The organism is Algoriphagus marinus (assembly GCF_001936475.1).
Taxonomy (GTDB): Bacteria; Bacteroidota; Bacteroidia; order Cytophagales; family Cyclobacteriaceae; genus Algoriphagus; species Algoriphagus marinus.
The window spans coordinates 887,029-906,741 of sequence record NZ_MSPQ01000001.1; the positions used below are offsets into that span (position 1 = coordinate 887,029).

The window sequence follows — 19,713 nt, forward strand, 5'->3', positions numbered from 1 at the left end:
CTTTTCCAGTCTTTAAACAAAAAAAGCAGCCATTTCTGACTGCTTCCCATTTAGTTCTTCAATGCAAGTTTTTCAGGCTTTGTGCTGATTCTTGTCCAGATAAATTCCCCGATTTGGGTTCCCTGCTTGACCCCATCTTCGATTGCTGGCATGTAGTGAATTCCTCCATAAAATCGACTGATTGCAGCCTCTTTGGCTGCTCCGCTAAAGGATTCAAACTCCCGGACCGGTAATCCATAAGCTACCTCCGAACTGTCTACCAAATGAAATTCATCTCCGAAAAGTTGACCAAGAGTGTAAGCTGAAGCAGCCGAAGCTACGGAATGACCACTGGTATGTTCAGGGAAAGGAGGGGTCTGCAATAGTGGTACCCATTCTTCATCTATGTATTGATTGATGTAAGTTTCTGGACGGATCAGTTTGCTTCGGTATTTTTCATCCCAGCAAGAGATGAAAGCTTCGTTTAGCGAAATCCCAGTCAAGGCAAATGCTTCCGCTGTTCCCTTCCAATCTTTTCCAGCACCTTTTGCTGCGATTGCAGCAATGCTCATCCAATGACCTCCTGGAGTGATTTTTTTCTCAGCAAACATCACATGTCCTTTTACATTGACTTTGTAAGGGTTACAATCCCAAAACAAAGCAATATTTTGCTGCTCTTCGTTTGCATTAATTGCTGCTTTATAGACTTCATCAGCAAGATTGTAGAATGGAGTTCCTTTTTCTGTAGAAAATGGAGGCGGAGCCAAAGGCTTAAATTGAGCTGCGGAATCCAATACAAAAGTTCGGATCTTATTCCAATGTGGCTCGATTCCTTCCATGTAGGCAGGTGGAGTGGGTTCCCAGGTTCCTAACTCTCCTGTAACTGTATATTTCGGGAAGGATCGGCTTTGATGGTAGTTGTCTTTTGATGAATATTCTTTAATAGCCGCTGCTACTTCTTGCCCGAATGCAATAGAAGCTTCAAATACATCATCCGGAATTCCTTTTTCTTTCAACTCTGCATAGGCTGCATCTCGATGTTCGTTCATCATTTCTTCAGAAAAAATCAAGGTAGTTCCCATAGTATAATAGGCTGCCAAAGCTGCAAGCGGAGGATAAACTTTATCTGAAGGCTTGAAAACTTTTGCTTCTGAACCTCTCAATTGACCAAAAAGGGAGGCGTAGGCTGGATCAGTTGCCGCTGCTACTTCATAGGCTGCTATAGAAGCATAGGAATAGATACGGGCAGCTACTGGTGGAGAGAAAATGTCGTGAATAATGACTTGCGTCACTCGATCTTGTGCTTGGTTTAGGTAATGACCATCCGTAATTGCATTGGAATAATCGACAGGTTCCTGGCAGGAAAAGCCAAGGAGGATGATTCCTGAAAGCAGAAGAATTTTTAGGGTTCGCATATTGGTGAGAGAAACTTGATGGGGCAAATTTAATAAATCAGGCTTTAAGGACATAAATTCCACTGATTCAATTGAAAAGGGATCCCAAAGCTAGGGGATTTAAAATTGCTTGCAAATGACATTAATCAACTTTAACCCAATACAATCCGCCATTATTGCTAGCAGCTAATTGATGGGATTTTCCTGCTACTTGGACAGATTTGAGTTTTTTGATTTCAGCCTGATTTGGGATATTGTTTTTAATTGGAGTCATGATCCATTTTCCATCTTTATATAGAAAAGCTTGAAAAGCCATCGCTGTGTTTTTCCCTAAGTCCACCCGGAAATCATTGAAATTGCCTGCCATAGTAATCCTTTGACTTCCTTCTTCATCCCAAACCAGTGACTGAATAGGGCTTAGTTGTGCAAGGAATGGGAATGGGGAAAATAGAAATGAACCATCGGCCTGCTGGATATAGGCCCCGGATCGAAATTCGTAAGCAGCTTTTTTTTCAACTTTTTCTAAAATTTCTTTTGAAAAAAGATCACTTGGCTGACTGCTTTTGGAATATTCTGCATAGGAAGAATGTTTTCGCTTCAGACTTGGGATTTGTTTGATCAAATCATCCCGAGTCGCAAAAGGCACAAGTTTTTCGCCCATATAGTGGAAAATAAGGGGTTCTGCCTGACCATTGCCGTCGAAATCATGATGGTAAAACCAAACAGGTTTTTCAGTACTTGCTTTCAGCTTGGAGTTGAGACCAAGATTTCCAGTGATCAAATCGATTCTTCCGTCGCCATTTACATCAGCAGCCAATAGACTTTCGATCCAGCCTGCAGATTTTTCCAGTCCTATAATTACTTTTTCCTGAAAGCTGTTTTCAGCAGTCATTCCAAAAACTCGAATAGCTTGCCAATCCCCACTTAGGATTAATTCCAATTGACCATCATTATCAAGATCTGCCCAAGAAGCAGCATTGACCATCCCAAAATCGATTTGTTGACCAAATCTGGCTAGGGTCTCATCTTTGAAAAAGCCGTTCCCTTGATTTACAAGTAATGAACTTTTGGAAGTGGCGCCATAATCGCCAGTGACAATAGATGCTCCCACGAAAATGTCTAAATCACCATCCTGATCAAAGTCATGGATCGCAATGCTCGAGGTGTTTTCGCCAATTGGAGGCAAAGCATTTGGGATAAAGTTGAATCCACCTTTGCCATCCCCGAAATAGACACGATCAAAATTGAAAAGGTTGCCACTGGGGTATTCATTACCTCCGCTACCCACATAAAGGTCTAGATTTCCATCTCGGTTGAAGTCTGCAAACTCGGCGATCACATCCTCCGCTTTGGCAAGCATCTCGAAGATTGGGCTAGGTGAGGAGATAAATTTTCCAGTTTCGGTCTGAAGAAAAATAGCTCCGGCTTGATCTTTTGCTCCACCCAGATAAATATCTTCCAGGCCATCCCCATTTATATCTCCAACCGCCAAGGCAGGTCCCTGCGAAGCAAAGCTTTTGGGGATTAGGTATTCACGCTTAGTCTCATCAACTTCATTTTTTTCCTCATGTCTCCAAGTTATGATAGGGAATTCCGATTGAGCTGACTCCAGAATTGGATTTTCTGAGATTGATTTTCCAGTTCCCTGAATAAGCGGGTTCTTTGCTCCAACTGTCAAACTGGTGAATGATTCAAGATTTCCATCAGGCCATCTTACGATTACAGAATCCACATTTACAGTTTCACCTAATCCGAAGACCATCGAAGAAGTCGTGCCTGACTGGAATCCGCGGGTGGAGGAGTTAAATTGATGCAAAGATTTGTCGTTTGCAAAGACAGATACTTTGGCACCTATGGCAAATGGGTTCAATCCACTTCCTTTGAGATCAATGGAAATGGAAGAATTTCCGCCTTTTTCCGAGTGATTTTGGTAAATAAAAGCAGGTTGGTCCAAGTTGTTAATGACCAAATCCAAATCCCCATCTTTGTCCAAGTCTGCATAGGCTGAGCCATTGGAATAACTGGGTTGGTCGAGACCCCAAGTTTTACTTTCATTCGTGAAATGTAATTCTGAACCCTGACGGAAAGTATAATTGGGCAGCTTGACCGTGGGAAGGAGCTCGATCTGATTCTTTCGTAACTCTTCCATTTTAGTATTTGGATCGACTTCCTGACTGTACTGGATAAAGTCTAAATCGTTTGGTCGCTTCACAATTCCATTGGTGACATGGATATCTTTGAGTCCATCATTATCCATATCAAAAATCAAGGGAGACCAGCTCCAATCGGATGCAAAGACGTCTGCGTACAAAGCGATTTCGCTAAAGCCTTTTTCACCCAGATTCAATTGCAAGTTGTTTCGAACGTATTGATCGGAATAGCCAAATTGTTTTTTGATCTGATACACCTCGGCCTTGTCTTCACCTACCGATTTCATCCAAATCTCTGGATCCTCGGGAAGCATATCTGTGGTAAAAATCTCTGGTAGGCCGTCGCCATTGAGATCTCCGAGATCATTTCCCATACTGTACCGACTGGTATTTGAGATCAAAGAATCCAGAGATTCCTTGAAGGTGCCATTCTGTTGATTCAGATAGAGGTAATCATTTTCTGTAAAATCATTGGAGATGTAGAGGTCCGGCCAACCGTCATTGTTGACGTCATCGACCCCAACCCCCAGTCCAAATCCCAAAATACTCGAATAGATTCCCGCTGATTCCGTTACATCTACAAATCCTCGCTCACCTTCAACCGCAAGGTTCTTAAACAGGCGGTCTCCTTCTGAATCAGGTTTACCTCGATTGATGGCTTTGGCAAAAACTTCTGGTGATTTCACGGAATGATTCAATAGATACATATCAAGATCTCCATCTCGATCGTAATCGAAAAAGGCTGCCTGTGTACTGAATCCTTTGAAATCTACCCCGTAAGCCTCAGCCAAGTCAATAAATGTCTCATTGCCTTGATTGAGATAGAGTTTGTTTTTTCCGCTTAGCTGCTTGTAATCTCCCACCTGGCAGACATAAATATCCAAGAGCCCATCACCATTGACATCCGCCATGGTCACCCCCGTGGACCAACCTCCATCACCTGAAACTCCGGCCTTATCGGTAATATCCTCAAATTGAAAATTCCCCTTATTGAGGTAGAGTTTATTGGAAACCTGATTTCCTGAAAAGTACAAATCAGCCAATCCGTCATTATTGATATCTCCGATCGCGATGCCTCCTCCATTGTAGAAATACAGGTATTCGAGGATATTTAGCGAGTCGGATGAAATGAGTTTGTTTTGAAAATCAACTCCCGATTTTTCAGATGGAACCAGCTCAAAAAGGCGGGGTTCTTTTTCCTCTTTGCAGGAAAAGAAAGCGATTGAAGCTAGCGCAAATACAATTAGAGAAATAAATTGGTTCTGCTTCAAAACTTCCAGATTTCTGCGTTTCCACTATTCTTCACAAAGAGGAGTTTGTCGGGAGCGATTTTTGAAATCGCCCGAATATCCCCAAAAAGCTTCAATCCGTTCTCAGCATTTGGCCAGAAACGGAATGTCCCATCACCATTTCCAAGAAGTACTTCACCATAGCTCGCATCGTATTTACCCACCTCAGGCTTGGCTTGAGTCAGATTTCCTGCCAAGATCAAATCCAGCTTTCCGTCCCCATCAAGATCCTCCGAATGAATCGCAAAAATGTAAGATCGCTGAGCCATTCTTGGGAAGGGCTTCCACTCAAATTTCCCATTTCCCTGATTCATCAGAACGCCTGATTCAAGATTATTCAATTCGCTAACAATTGATCTAGAGATCACTTCGGGAGGAAAAATTTCCGAAAAAGTCTGATTGTTATAGGTTTCATATTTGATGTACCGCTTCTTAATGATCGGGATTTGCTTTTCCAGTTCATGTTTTAAAACATAAGGAATCTGCTTTCCTTCAACTTCTCTGACAAAAAGATGCTCGATGGATCCATTTTGATCAAAGTCATTCAAGTACATTTTGACTGGAGTTTCCGGCGAAGCTTTAAATCTTGAATTCAATCCATTGTTTCCCAATATTAAATCAGGAAGACCATTTCCATCCAGGTCGGCTACTTCCAAAGCCCGGTACCAACCTTTGAGATTTGACAGCTCGGGCATTTCGATTTTATCCAGTTTTCCTCCGGTATTTCGGAAGAAAATCGGTGCGGCCCAGTCACCCACAAAAATCAAATCCGCTTTTCCATCTCCGTCCCAATCAGTGACTTTCCCATCTGTGACCATTCCTAATTCCTTGAATGCCGGAGCCAGAGTTGCGGTCTGATTGGAGAAATTTCCCTTTCCATCATTGATCCAGATGCTGCTGGAAGCAGGTGCTCCATAGACATAGGGCACAAGCCGTGTGCCGACGATCAAATCTGTCGCCCCGTCCTCATTGAGGTCAATTGGTAAAGCCACAGCACTACTTTCAGTAATCGCTTCAAACCCAGCAAAGGTCTTGGTGAAATTCCCTTTTCCGTCATTCAAGTAAAGGCGATCGGATAGTTCTGTTGCAGCTAATGGGAATTCATTTCCGCCGGAGCAGACATAGAGGTCTGAAAAACCATCCAGATTGGCATCAAAAAACAGTGCGTCAGTATCTTCGGAACTGGCGTCTGAAATAAAGACAGCTTGCTCAGAAAACACATAGCTTCCAATTGAATTTCCGAGAAAGAGTTTTCCTTTAAATCCTTTGGCTCCGCCAAAATAAAGATCTTCAATACCGTCTCCATTTACATCAGCTTTGGCAAAAGCTGGACCTTCGGAAGAATACATGTGGTAGGTCAGACGATCCCGGTCAAAATCAACCATGGGGTTCTCTTGATGCAAAAAGTCCAGTTCTTCAGATTCGGATTTCTTGAATCTTGGTGTCTGCTTACGTGCAAAGAATGTTTCTCCAGCGGGAAGATCCACTGCTTCTGACCATTTTAATGTGAGAAGTTGATCGGCTGGAATATTTTCCAAAAGTGTCAATTTGCCATCCGGCCAAAGCACTTTGATTTTTTCTATCTGAGACTTATTTCCTAAACCTATCGTCAGTTTGGGGTCTACAGATGATTGGAATCCGCGATTTGGAATTTGTTCGGTGTAGAATAATTCCCCTTCGGCTATCACTTGGATTTGTGCTCCAATTCCGGCCGTATTTGCTCCTTTACCTTCAAGTTGAAGTTGGATGAAATGATTTTCAGGCGAAAGCGTCCGGCCCATATTTTTGAAAATTGAGGCTGGTTTATTCACATTGCTGACTACCAAATCCAGTGTGCCATCATTATCCAAATCACCATAAGCAGCGCCATTTGAATGAATCGCTTCGCCAAGGCCCCATTGCTCAGCCATATTCTCAAATTTCAATTCTCCGAGATTCCGATAAGCAAAATTTGGAATAGGATTGATCGGGATAGGGTCGATTAAGGCTTTATAATTCACCCCTGATTCGGAGATAATTTTCACCTTTGTTTCATCGTCATCGATAAAATTCAGGTAATCCAGATCTGTAATGTCCTGGTAAATCCCATTGGCTACGAAAAGGTCCCGCTTGCCATCATTATCCATGTCAAAAAGTAGAGCTCCCCAGCTCCAGTCTGTTGCTTCTACATTTGCCAGCCTACCCATTTCACTGAATGTGCCATCACCATTGTTAATATGAAGCATATTTCTGGAGAATTGGTAGTGATACCCGTGGGTCTTATTGAATTGGAACTTGTCCCAGTTTTCAAAAGTGGTGACTTGCTTCAGTCGGGTAGGGGAGTCAGGGAGCATGTCGGTGACAAAAATATCCAGTAATCCATCTCCATTGATATCTGCAATATCTGCCCCCATAGATGCTGCTGAAATAGATTGCATCGCAGATTCCAGTGATTCTGTGAAGGTTCCGTCCTGATTATTGATGTAGAGGTAATCCTTCTCAAAGAAATCATTTGAAATGAAAATGTCAGGCCAGGTATCCTGATTCACATCACCGATGGTGATTCCGAGTCCGAAACCTATGATCGAACCGAAAATACCAGCTTCTTCGCTGACATCTACAAATCGATTTCCATCATTTCTAAAAAGCTTATCACCACCCACTTCATCTCGTTTGGGGCGCTCATTTTGCATTTTATTGAAGGTGCCAATGGCCTGATAGCTGTTGTTCAGCAAGTAGACATCCAGGTCTCCGTCTTTATCATAATCAAAGAAAACCGCATGGGTAGAAAAGCCTTGATCGGCTAAACCGTAAGCTTCTGCCTGTTCGGAAAAAGTCCCGTCTCCCTGATTGATGAATAATTCGTTTTGCTTGTTGTCACCAGAAATATCTCCTGAATTACAAACATAAATATCCAATAGTCCATCCCCATTAACATCTGCCATGGCAACTCCCGTACTCCAAGCCCGGGTTCCGGCTACGCCTGCTTTTTGGGTTACATTTTCAAATTTGAAATCACCTTTATTGAGGTAAAGCTGATTAGGCCCAAGATTGGCTGTGAAATAAATATCGAGCAGACCATCATTATTCACGTCACCAAGTGCTACGCCGCCACCATTATAATAATTACGATAGGTGAAAATATTGAAGGACTCATCGAAAGTCAGGTCATTCCTAAAGTCTACTCCAGACTGCTCAGCCTTGATTTGTTCAAATAGGGGTGAGGAGATAGGCTCTTTTTTTTCCTGACAAGCCAATACAAGCAGGAAAGCCGAAAAAGCTAAAATTTCTTTTTTCATGCAGGCTTTTTTGCTTGTTCTTTTTTGAATTTCAAATCCATAATCTCAGCTCTTACGACAGACTCATGTTTCTTGAAAACCCGGATCCGTCTATTTCCATCTATTTTCACAAATACAATTTGAGTCTTGTCTTCATTAGTCACTTCGAAAAAGCCGGGTCCAAACCATTGCTCATAAAATGCCACCACATCTTCTCGAAGTTTTTCAACAGCTAGTTCTTCGTTCCATGGAGCCCAACCTTCATAAGTAAATTCTACTGGCATCATGTAGATTTTATCATCCTCAAATTTGGGGTAAAATCTCATTTTAGCTGGGTTTCCGGAAGGGAGTTCTGCGTTGTATTCAATGGAGAGTTCGCCCGGACCATTTGATAATACACCCTGCTTGTTCAAATCCCAGCAGGTTTCGTAAAATTTCTTTTTATCCATTCCCAGTTCCAAGCCTAGAAAAATCTCATTTACAATTTTCCCGGAAGCGAGTTCTCGGCTTTCTACTTTTTCATATTCAGATTTACAAGAGCTCAGCAGGACAAGTGCCATAATGATGACAAGTTTAGCGGATCTCAAAAGCGATTGGGTTTTCATTTGTTCTAAATACTAGTAAATAGTTAAGGTTTTTGATTTTTATTTGGGCAAAATCACGGATTTCACCAGTGACGAAAAGTCCACTTTCCTCAGGAAGAAAACATTTCCAAGAGCCATCTGCCTGCAATTCGATTAGCCAACCGTAGCTTCCCATTTGAGAGCCTAGCTCAGGTTTTATCCTGCTTTGATTTCCACCGAGAGCAATTTGGGTTTTTCCGTTTTCAGAAATGATTTTTTCCAATGCATAAACGGGAGCTTGCTGAATTTCGGAGGGGATTTGACTTTCTTTAAACTTGCCGTTTCCCTCATTTAACCAAAGGGTCGTTTTTAATGTTTGTGCCCGCAAAGTTACTGATTTTGAAAGAATGGTTTCAGGGAAAAGTGACTCTAAATCCCGATCCTTGTAGGAATCATAGGTAATTAATTGCTTCCGCAGAGACGGGATTTGCTTCAAGATTGTATTCTTCATGACCCAAGGAATTGAACTTTTCCCATCGAAGTCTACAAGAATCTGCTCTATGGCCCCGTTTTGATCAAAATCATTCACAAGCATCCGCAGTTCATGCGTTGAATTAGATTTTAATCTGGTATTCAGTCCCCTGTTTCCTGCGAAAATATCGGCTTTTCCATCACCATTTAGATCATCTACCAAGAGCGAATTCCAAAGCCCAAAAGTATTTTCAAAACCAAAATCAGTAGTTTTTTCGACAAACTTGTTTTCTGCTAAACTGAAAATTCGAATTTGCATCCATTCCCCAGTTACTATTAATTCAGGATTTTCATCTCCATCCAAGTCTTCGAATGCTCCAGCTGTCAGCATGCCCAAAGTCTTTAAATCTGGAGCGATTTCAAACGAAATATCCTTGAAGATTGCTTCCCCATTATTTTCCCAGAAGGTAATCCCAACTGGTATTCCATAGGCGAATGGAACCGTCCGCTCCCCAATAGCTAAATCCAGATCTCCATCCCGATCCCAGTCATTGGCAAGGATAAATGCTGTCGGAGTAGTTGGAAATCGGGTCTCAATTTTTGAGAAATTTCCTTTTCCATCATTCAGATAAATACGATCTGAATAACGAGAATCATTCATTGGAAATTCCAGACTTCCACTGGCCAAGAGTAAGTCTGGAAATTGGTCTCCATTTAAATCATGAAAATAGGCAGCCACATCCTCGGCTTCTTGGTCAGCTTCAATGTCTGTTTGGATAGACTTCTTGAAAGTGCCGTCTGGATTTTGAATTAAAAGTACGGAAGAGATTCCTTTCGAACCTGGGATGAAAATATCTTCCAATCCATCTCCATTGACATCTGCTTTTGCAGCTTTCGGACCTTCGTCACTGATCATCCAGAATCGAAGCCGATCTCTATCAAAATCAATAAAATCATTTTGAATTTGGCTGAAAGGCAAGTTGAGTTCTGATTGCTGAAGCAGTAACCTCTTGTTTGGTGAGACTCTTTCCTTCAAAGAATTTCCAAGTTTCTTTTCAGGTTTAAGTTCTTGATTTGTAGACACCACCTCCAATAATGTCACTTGATTGTCTGGCCAAATGATTTTTACGGAATCGAGACTATTGATATTTCCCAGTCCGAAATGGAGTTTCTGATCGACCGATGACATGTATCCTTTGACCGGTTGAAACTCTTGGTAGAAAGATTTCCCTTCTCCGTAGCAAATCACTTTGGCTCCGAAAGAATTTCCAAGATCTACTTTTAGGAAATTGCCACTTTTGTTTTCCACTGCAAGATTTTGAAAAATAAAGGCACGTTCGTTTAGGTTGTTGACGATCAATTCCAAATCCCCATCGTTATCTAAATCCCCATAAACTGCCCCTGTGCTAAAAGTGAGTTGATCCAAACCAACCGTCTGTGCAAGATTTTCAAACTCCCAATTCCCATTGTTTTTGTACCAGTAATTTTGCTGAGGTACGGAAGGGAATTCGTCAATCATCTTGGTTAACAAGACAGAATCAGCACGGAATTCATTGATATTCTCCTGATTATTGACGTAGAAATCCACAAAGTCGAAATCAGTCAAATCTTTGACAATTCCATTGGCAACGAAAATGTCTTTGAATCCATCATTGTCCGCATCAAAGATCAGGGCTCCCCAGCTCCAATCGGTCGCATGCACACCTGCTTGACGCGACACTTCTGTAAAGACAGGTAGATTACTTCCTGGCCGAAAGCCTAGATTTCGTTGGAGCGTATTTCGGGTAAATTGATGATGATATCCTGCCTGGAAATTTGCTTGTGATTTATCCCAATCCTCAAATGGAGTTTTGGTTTTAACTCTGGCCATGTCCTCAGGAAGCATTTCTGTTACAAAAATATCAGGGCGGGTATCATTGTCTAGATCTCCAATATCAGCCCCCATGGATCCTAGACTGATTTCCGAAAGAACTTCTGGAAGTAATTCTTTGAAAGTTCCGTCCTGATTATTCAGGTAGAGGTAATCGCGCTCAAAAAAATCATTTGACACATATAAATCTGGCCAAGAATCATTATTTAAATCCGCTACAGTGACTCCAAGTCCGTATCCGATAACGCTTCCGTAAATTCCAGCAGCAACACTGACATCAGTGAATTTGGAACCATCGTTTCTGTAGAGTTTATTTCCGCCCTCGGGATCTCGCTCTTCCCTTTGGCCTTTTCTGAGGTCATAGATTCCCACGGATCGTCCAGAATTAGAAAGCAGGTACATATCCAGATCGCCGTCCTTGTCAAAATCAAAAAACACAGCATGCTGAGAAAGGCCCGAGTCAGCAATTCCGTAGGCTTCAGATTGCTCTGAAAAAGTTAAATCGCCTTGATTGATAAAAAGCTCGTTATGCCGTTTTTCTCCATCGGGAGGTCCGGATTTGCATACAAAAATATCGAGAAGTCCATCATTGTTGAGATCCACCATACTCACGCCTGTGGACCAAATGCCATCAGATGCTAATCCTGCATCGATGGTAATATCTTTGAATTTCAGGTCTCCCTGATTGAGGTAAAGTCTATTTGAGGTTTGATTTCCTGCGAAAAAAATATCAAGCAAGCCATCATTATTAATGTCTCCCAATGCAACTCCTGCTCCATTATAAAAGTTGCGGAAGGTGTAAGGATTTACCGATTCTGTATAATTCAGGTCATTTCTGAATTCGATTCCTGTTGATTCGGAAGAGAGAAGTTTGAAAAGTGTAGGGTTAGTTTGTTTTTCCTGACTGCAGGAAAAAAGAAGGATTAAAATCAGTGTAATCGGATTTTGATGCTTCTTCATGAGTATTTTAAAAAAAAGGAAGTGCACAAATGTACACTTCCTTTTAATAGGGTGATTATATTCAATTAGTAACCTGGATTTTGTACTAAGCTTGGGTTAGCATTGATCTGCTGCAATGGAATTGGGAACAAAGCTCTGAATGGCTCTGATTGTCCTTTTTCCCACCATGGCTGATTCCACTTACCGAATCTGATCTGGTCAGTTCTTCTTGAAGCTTCAGCAAACATTTCAAAACCACGCTCATTATACAAAGCATCTAAGGTAACTGACGCCAAAGGCGCAACACCTGCTCTGGTTCTTACCTGATTAATTGCAGTAAGCGCTGCTGCAGTTTTTCCTTGACGGAAAGCTGCTTCAGCTTTAACCAAAATAATATCAGCAAGTCTGAAGAGTGGATAATCATTACTCAAACTTGATGCAGCACCGGTTGCAAACTCGAATTTACCAACACGTACTCCAGCCTGTCTGAATGCATTAGGTGCAAGCTGATTGATCTCTGGAGTGAAAGTCAACGGCTGTCCATCAGGATCATTTGCTTCAGCAGAGATGTCATTTAATCTAGAACCATCTGCGGCAAACTGAGGACCTTCCAAGAATGAGCTTTTTCTAATATCTGAATCATCAAAAGAATTGTAAAACTCTTCCAAAGAAGCATATCCATTCCATGGCTGCTCTTGAAGATTGTAGGTGTTTTGGCTTAGGTAGTGAAGCGTCATCTGTACCAAGTTGAATCCTCCGGCATTATCCTGATCATAAGGAAGCGTCAGAATGTTTTCAGTAGATCCACCATTTCTTGTCGAGAAGTTAGCGAAGAAGTTTGTGGTCAATGAATAAGGGCCAGCTATAACTTCGTCAGCAGCTGCCTCAGCTTCAGCCCACTTTGCTGTTCCGGTATAGATTTCAGCATTCAAATACAACTTAGCAAGAATTGCCTGAGCACTGTAATAGTTCAGGGTTGTCTTGGTATCTGCCTTAGGAAGAAGATCAATATTCTCTTTGATTGAAGACTCAATAAAGTTGAAGACTTCCTGACGGCTATTGTTAGTTGGATTACCACCAGAAGATGCTTCAGTAATGATAGGCACATTTCCGAAGCTATCAATCAACCAAAGGTAAACCAAAGCTCTTAGTACCTTCAATTCAGCATTCAGTGCTACTACATCTGGGTAAGAAATGATCAAGTTGTTAATTTCACCTACAGCAGTGTAGCAATAGTTCCAAGAGTTGTTGAAAGCCTCGTCAGATGGCTGCCAAGTATGTCTATGCATTCTCAACCAAAGTCCACCATCTTCCCAGTCAGCACCTTTTTGAGGGATTGCCATCTCATTAGATGATACTTCATAAATAGACCAAATACTATTGTGACCACCCCAGCTACCAACGATTCTTGAATAAGCAGATGCTTTCAAAACGTCAATCAATTGTGGGTTAGTGCTATTAGCGATGTCTTCAGCAGTTACTCCATCGAGTACCTCCTGATCGAGCTCCCAGCATGATCCCAAGAGGAATACCGCGGGGATCACTAGACAGATTTTACTTATATATTTTAACATATCTCTGTGATTTGATTGATTACTTAAAGTTTACAGTTACACCCAAAGTGAATGATCTGGTTTGGAAATAAGTATTTCTTCTTTCAATTCCCGGAGAAAGAGAAGAAGTGAAACCGTTTCCGTTTTCAAGATCAGTTACTCTGATTTCAGGATCAATACCTGTGTAACCTGTTATTGTAAATAGGTTCTGTGCAGCGAAGTACACTCTAAAGGAATTCAAGTTAGGAGAATTGGTTTTGAAGTTATATCCTAACTCCATGTTGTCCAATCTTACAAAAGATGCATCCTCAACGTATGAGCTATTGAAGGTAGGAGAAGAAGTTACCAATGGATTTGTTGGTGTTTTATCAGTTATAACAGAATTCCAAGTGTTTGAAGCAGGGTCTCCGTTTTCATAGAATCCTCTATACGAGTTATATAAATCGTGTCCCCACGCACCTCTGAAGAAGAAGCTCAAGTTCCACTGACCGTATACAAAGTTGTTAGCGAATCCAAATTCACCTTTTGGAAGACCATTGCCAAGTTTCTCAAATTCGTCAGGATCAGTTGTAGAAAGGATATACTCACCCCCGTCTGTCAATCCTAATAATCTTGGACCATAGATGTCACCTAAGTTTTCACCTACTCTGTTGTAGATAATTGGATTGTTATTTTGGCCTGGGGAACCTGGAGGTGCGAATCTTAATTCATCGAATCCTAGGTCTCCGGCAGATAAGCTTTCAATTACAGTTTTGTCATAAATGGTAAAGTTGATATTTGGAGTCCACTTTACTGCCCCTAAATCAATTCCATTTACTCCCAAAGCAAATTCAAAACCAGCAGCTCTTAAGTCTGCAAGGTTCACCCAAGTAGATGATGCAGTGTTGAATCTTCCTGGATCAAACGGGTTAGGAGCACCAGTTGCTACCGGTACGTTGAAGAGTAGATCTGAAATGTTTCTAGTGTAATAATCCATGCTACCAGTCACCTTGTCATTCCATAACCCGAAATCGATACCAATGTTAAACTCTTTTTTGGTTTCCCACTTCAAATCTTGGTTAGGATTAGAGTTTTGTACGATTCCAACGAATACGTCATTTTGAGTAAGTGGATCACCATCAATATCAATTCTATTTCCATTTCCGAAAACACCCAAGGCCAAAGTTGGTGATGGAGGAAGGTTTCCTGTCACACCATAAGAAACTCTTGGCTTGAACTGGTTGAAGATACCCATGTCAAAAATTTGGGTAAAGTCAGCACCAGCACTCAAAGCAGGGAATACACCAGTTTGGTTGTTTGCTCCGAATCCAGAATAAGTTTCAGCTCTTACTGAAGCAGAGAAGAAATACGTGTTGTTATAGTTGAAATTTGCTCTTCCAAAAAGAGAGTTCAACTGATCCTCATTTGCAAATGAAGATACATCTGTGTTGTTACCTAATCGAATGGAACCAGCTCCTAAGTTATCCCATCCTAGATCGAAAAGATATTGTCTAACTCTAGCATTGAATCCCTGATTTTTTGTGGACTGCATTGCAACACCACCCAATAGAGTCATATTCAAACCGTCAGTAATATCCTGCTCATATCTGATCGTAGATTCGAAGATTTTTTGCTGTCTGTCAAAAGTATTTCGTTGAGCAGATCCACCAGCTCCAAATCCAACTTGAAAATCTTGTCTAGACCAGAAAGCTCCAGAAAGTGTATTTCTTCTATCTTGAGAATACTGAGCAGAAACTGTCAAGTTTGGCATGATATCATACTCAACTCTATATGAGGCAAGGGAAGTTTTAGTCTCACCTATGAATTTTTGCTGATTGGCCAAAGCTACTGGATTGTAGAAATCGAATAGGTCTCTCTGGAAATAACCTCCAAATCTATTATTCGCATCTTCAGTGTTTTCGAAGATTGGAGCAGTTGGATTATAAAGTGTCGCATATCGGAATGCAGCGTCGTTAATATCCTCTGAGTCCACATTAGAAAATGACAAGTTGATGTTGAATCTAAGTTTGTTGTCTAATGCACCTTGTGAGATGTTTAATCGAGTGTTTAAACGCTCATTTTTCACACCGTCAACAATACCTTGATTATCTCTCCAGTTTACAGAAGCCATGTAGTTGGTATTATTAAAACCACCCGATACGCTGGCATTTGTAGTATAGGAGAACGAATCAGAGATTAACTCTTCTCTCCAATCTGTATTGCTCCCGAAATCTGTACCTCCTCTTGCTACAAATTCTTCTGCCGAAAGAGTTGGAATCAAGTTAGTTGCTTGATCCATTGTACCAAAAGTGTTGATTGATACTGCTGTTCTTCCGTCTTTATTTGCTTTTTTGGTTGTTGTAATCAAAATCACACCTGACGAACCTCTTGCTCCATAGATCGCAGCAGCAGATCCATCTTTCAATACGTCGATAGATTGGATATCATTTGGATCGACGTTTTCAAGAGATGCTCCGATGACTCCATCCAAAACAATTAATGGAGAAGAGTTAGCACCGAAAGTGGATAGACCTCTTAGTCTAATGTTGGCTGCTCCGTTAGGGCTACCTCCTGGACGAGTAATGGACAAACCAGCTACTTTTCCTTGAAGTAATCCGGCTGGGCTGGATACGTTTCCTCTGTTGAAGTCTTCTGGTTTTACACCGACAACCGCTGAAGTGATTTCCTTCTTATCCTGGGAACCGTAACCAATCACTACTGCTTCTTCAAGACTTTGGATATCCTCCTCCATATTGACAGTAATGTTGGTTTGATTACCAATTTCAACTTCTTGTGTATTGTAACCTACAAAAGAGATGACCAGAATCTGGTCGCCCGGCTGAATTTCGATAGAGAACTTACCATCAAGGTCTGTCGGGACTCCGCGAGTAGTTCCTTTAATTATTACGGTTGCTCCAGGAATTCCATCTCCAAGAGTAGCATCCAGGACAGTACCAGTCACGGTCCTATTCTGGGCATTGGCTACTATGCTGACACTGAAAATCAGCGTCAAAGCAAGCAGCAATGTCTTTAGTTTTTGTAAATGATTTCTCATAGGGTTTTTTGTTTGATTGAAAAGTAAAATAGGTATGAGTACTTATTTTCAAATCTAAAGTCAGGCATATATTTCGATTTTGCAATTCTTAACAGTTAGTCTACTATGATCTTAAAAAACAGCGATTTAAAAGAATTATACATATTTTAATGAATTATTAACAATTCATTAAAAATCTAGATAAAATGATAAAGGAAATCGATTTCCACTTATGAATAATTAAAAAATCAAGTTTTTTTTAATTATATGAAAATTTTCATCTTTTTTGAAAAGTCTCATAAACTCTTGATTTAAACATTTTTAAAAAATTTAACAAAGTTCATTACAGAAGGGCAATTATTTTAGATAATTTAGTTTTAACGAATTTCTTTATTGCTCGGTATTGGGGTGATCATTTTCATCTATCTCTCAAACCTTGTTTACTGCATTCATAAAATTTTCTAAAACTGCCCACGCAACCCAAGCGTTACTATCTGCATCTTTATACAAAACAAGTAAACTCATAATGATCAAACTATTTAATCAGGTTTTTCTACTATTTGGTTTTTTTCTTTTTATCTCATTTTTTAACTCTGCCAAGTCACAAGGCATAAGAGGTCAGGTCATGACAAATGAAGGAGAAGTGCTTCCGTATGCCTCAGTTTATATCCGAAATCTAGGGGATGGTGTGCCGACCAATGAGGAAGGTAAGTATGAGTTTAGGTTAAAAAAAGGTGTTTATGATGTCTTAGTTCAATACCTCGGTTACAAGTCAAAAGTGGAAACAGTCATCATTACCGATGAAAGCTGGAAAGAACTGAATTTTGAATTAGAACCGCAGATTTATACCCTAGGCACAGTTGAGGTCAATGCTGGTGCTGAAGATCCTGCCTTGACCATCATGCGAAAGGCAATTGCAAAGGCAAAGTACCATAGACTACAAGTTCAGAAATATTCCATGACCGTTTATCTGAAAGGAACAGGTCAACTCACTGACGCACCTTTTTTTCTGAAAAAAACCTTGGAAAAAGAGGGCTTAAACCTGAATGAGGCCTATACATCAGAATCTGTATCCAGGATTACTTTTACTCAACCCAATAAGGTGGAGGAGAAGGTGATCTCTATTCGTACCAATGGAGATAATCAGAGTACGTCGCCTGCACCTTACATCCAGACCAGTTTCTATCAGGAGAAAATCAACGATATTATCTCACCACTTTCTCGGGCAGCTTTCCAATATTATAGATTCAAGTATGAAGGAAGTTTCTTTGATCAAGATGTTTTGGTAAGCAAAATCAAAGTCACTCCAAGGTCACCTGGAGAGCAGGTCTTTGAGGGCTATATCTACATTATTGAAGACTTATGGGCGATTCATAGCTTAAATCTTCAGACTTCATACCTCGGGTTTCAGATTCAAGCTACGCAGCAATATGCCCCGGTTGCAGAAAACGTGTGGATGCCCCTCACTCATCAGTATAAATTCGGAGGAAAGATTTTTGGATTTGAGGGAGATTTCAAATACTTGGCTTCGACAAGGGAGTATGACATTGAACTTAATCCAGATCTTGAACAAGTGCCTGAGATCATCGATGAAAAGGTTCAAGAAGTACCTGCAGAAGCAGCTGATTTTAAAAAGTCAGTCTCTGCCTTGGAGCAGCTTTCTACGGAAGAACCTATGACCCGAAAGGAATATCGAAAGCTGTTAAATGAGTATGAAAAGGAGTCGCTAAAAGAGCGTGAAAATAGTGATGTGGTCGTAGAAAGCTATTATGAAGTAGATTCCATGGCCAAGAAATACAATCAGGCTTATTGGGACAGTATTCGCCCTGTTCCTCTTACAGAAAAGGAAATAGAAGGGTATTCCCGAGATGATAGTTTAGCCACAATTGAAGCCGCTAAGGTGAGTGAGGTAGATTCTGTAGCCAAAAAAGCCAGAAGGAAATTAAAACCACTGGATTTTATGAATGGTGGTTCTTATAGTTTTGGAAAGGGTGTCTCTCTTGGCTTTAATCAGAACTGGACCAAAATGTCTTTTAACACTGTTGAAGGATGGAAAGTGGGAATGGGCCTTTTTTACCGAAAAAATCAAAGTATAAAACAGGCGGATAGTGTCACTGTACTTCGTAAAAGTTTCAATATAGAACCTGAGCTTCGTTATGGGTTCTCGAGTAAGCGATTTTATGGGAAAGTAGATTTCCGTTGGTCAAATACGTTGCCGCTGTCTGGAACTACCTTCGGCTTTAGAGGCGGACGTTATATTTATCAATTTAACGCCGAGGAACCCATTAATGAGCAAGTGAATGCATTTTACTCCTTGCTTTTGAGGCAAAATTACATGAAGCTTTTTGAACAGGACTTTGCTGGGGCTTATTGGGCACACCGGGTGAATTACGGTTTTACCTATCGAGCAACATTAACTTATGCAAATCGAAGACAATTATTTAATGCAACAGACTATAGTTTTTATAATAAACCAGAGCGAGAATACACTCCAAACCAACCGGAAAATGTAGAAACTACAGATGATTCTTTTGTCGATCATGAGAGTCTAAAACTGGTGGCATCGATCGAATGGAGACCTGGCATTCGGTATGGAATTCGGAACGGTAGAAAATACGCTTTAACGGACCGTTCTCCTTTGGTAGAATTTACTTACCGGAAGGCTTTTGGAGATGTTTTTGGAAGTGACGGAAATGCCTCAGATTTTGATCATGTTTCTATGAGTTTTAAACATGATTATAATTTCGGAGTAAGTGGAAAGCTGGATTTTAATATTACAGTTGGATCATTCTTAAGTAATAATCAAGTGTTTTTTCCAGATTTTCAGCACTTTGGAGGTAATCGAACTATCTTTTCAAACTTTGGTCCAGCTTCCAATTACCGGTTTATGGATTATTATAAGTACAGTACTAATTCAAGTTATTTCTCCGGTATAGTACATTATCAGTTTAGAAAATTCCTGCTGACACAACTTCCAATGCTTCGATTTTCAGGGGTAAGAGAAAATATCTTTTTCAATTATCTCAAAACTGAAAACTCCCCGCACTATTGGGAAATTGGCTATTCCTTGGATAATCTCTTTCGGATTTTCCGAGTTGAATTCGGAGCTGGTTTTGAAAATGGGAATTACCTCCGGGGAGGAGCGAGGTTTGGAGTAGCTACTTTCATTCAGGTAAATTAAAAAAAATAAGGGGCAAACAAGTGAATGTTTGCCCCTTTTAAGTTCTTTATGAAG

The 19,713-nt window shown here is 40.7% G+C and carries 8 protein-coding genes; 1 reads left to right on the forward strand and 7 read right to left on the reverse strand.

What is annotated here, in order from left to right:
- Positions 1-50: 50 nt before the first annotated feature.
- From BVC88_RS03835 to BVC88_RS03865, 7 genes are all read right to left on the reverse strand, one after another.
- Complete coding sequence (locus tag BVC88_RS03835; protein ID WP_075349453.1) at positions 51-1,394, reverse strand: vanadium-dependent haloperoxidase; 1,344 nt, start codon at positions 1,392-1,394, stop codon at positions 51-53.
- A gap of 121 nt (positions 1,395-1,515) precedes the next feature.
- Positions 1,516-4,794, reverse strand: coding sequence for a VCBS repeat-containing protein (locus tag BVC88_RS03840; RefSeq protein WP_075349297.1), 3,279 nt, complete (start codon positions 4,792-4,794; stop codon positions 1,516-1,518).
- Complete coding sequence (locus tag BVC88_RS03845; RefSeq protein WP_075349298.1) at positions 4,791-8,090, reverse strand: VCBS repeat-containing protein; 3,300 nt, start codon at positions 8,088-8,090, stop codon at positions 4,791-4,793. Before BVC88_RS03845 ends, BVC88_RS03840 begins: the two co-directional genes overlap by 4 nt.
- Positions 8,087-8,674, reverse strand: a complete 588-nt coding sequence (locus BVC88_RS03850; RefSeq protein ID WP_245803583.1) for a hypothetical protein — start codon at positions 8,672-8,674, stop codon at positions 8,087-8,089. Before BVC88_RS03850 ends, BVC88_RS03845 begins: the two co-directional genes overlap by 4 nt.
- On the reverse strand, positions 8,643-11,933 hold the full coding sequence (locus tag BVC88_RS03855; protein WP_075349300.1) for a VCBS repeat-containing protein: 3,291 nt from the start codon (positions 11,931-11,933) through the stop codon (positions 8,643-8,645). The genes BVC88_RS03850 and BVC88_RS03855 overlap by 32 nt, the downstream gene beginning before the upstream one ends.
- Positions 11,934-11,998: 65 nt before the next feature.
- Positions 11,999-13,486 carry a RagB/SusD family nutrient uptake outer membrane protein gene (locus BVC88_RS03860; protein WP_075349301.1) on the reverse strand — a complete coding sequence of 496 codons (1,488 nt, stop codon included), beginning with the start codon at positions 13,484-13,486 and terminating at the stop codon, positions 11,999-12,001.
- A gap of 19 nt (positions 13,487-13,505) precedes the next feature.
- On the reverse strand, positions 13,506-16,499 hold the full coding sequence (locus BVC88_RS03865) for a SusC/RagA family TonB-linked outer membrane protein (protein WP_075349302.1): 2,994 nt from the start codon (positions 16,497-16,499) through the stop codon (positions 13,506-13,508).
- A gap of 505 nt (positions 16,500-17,004) precedes the next feature.
- Here BVC88_RS03865 and BVC88_RS03870 point away from each other — a divergent pair.
- Positions 17,005-19,659: a DUF5686 and carboxypeptidase regulatory-like domain-containing protein gene (locus tag BVC88_RS03870; protein ID WP_075349303.1), complete on the forward strand. Its 2,655-nt coding sequence runs from the start codon at positions 17,005-17,007 to the stop codon at positions 19,657-19,659.
- The last annotated feature ends 54 nt before the right edge of the window (positions 19,660-19,713 follow it).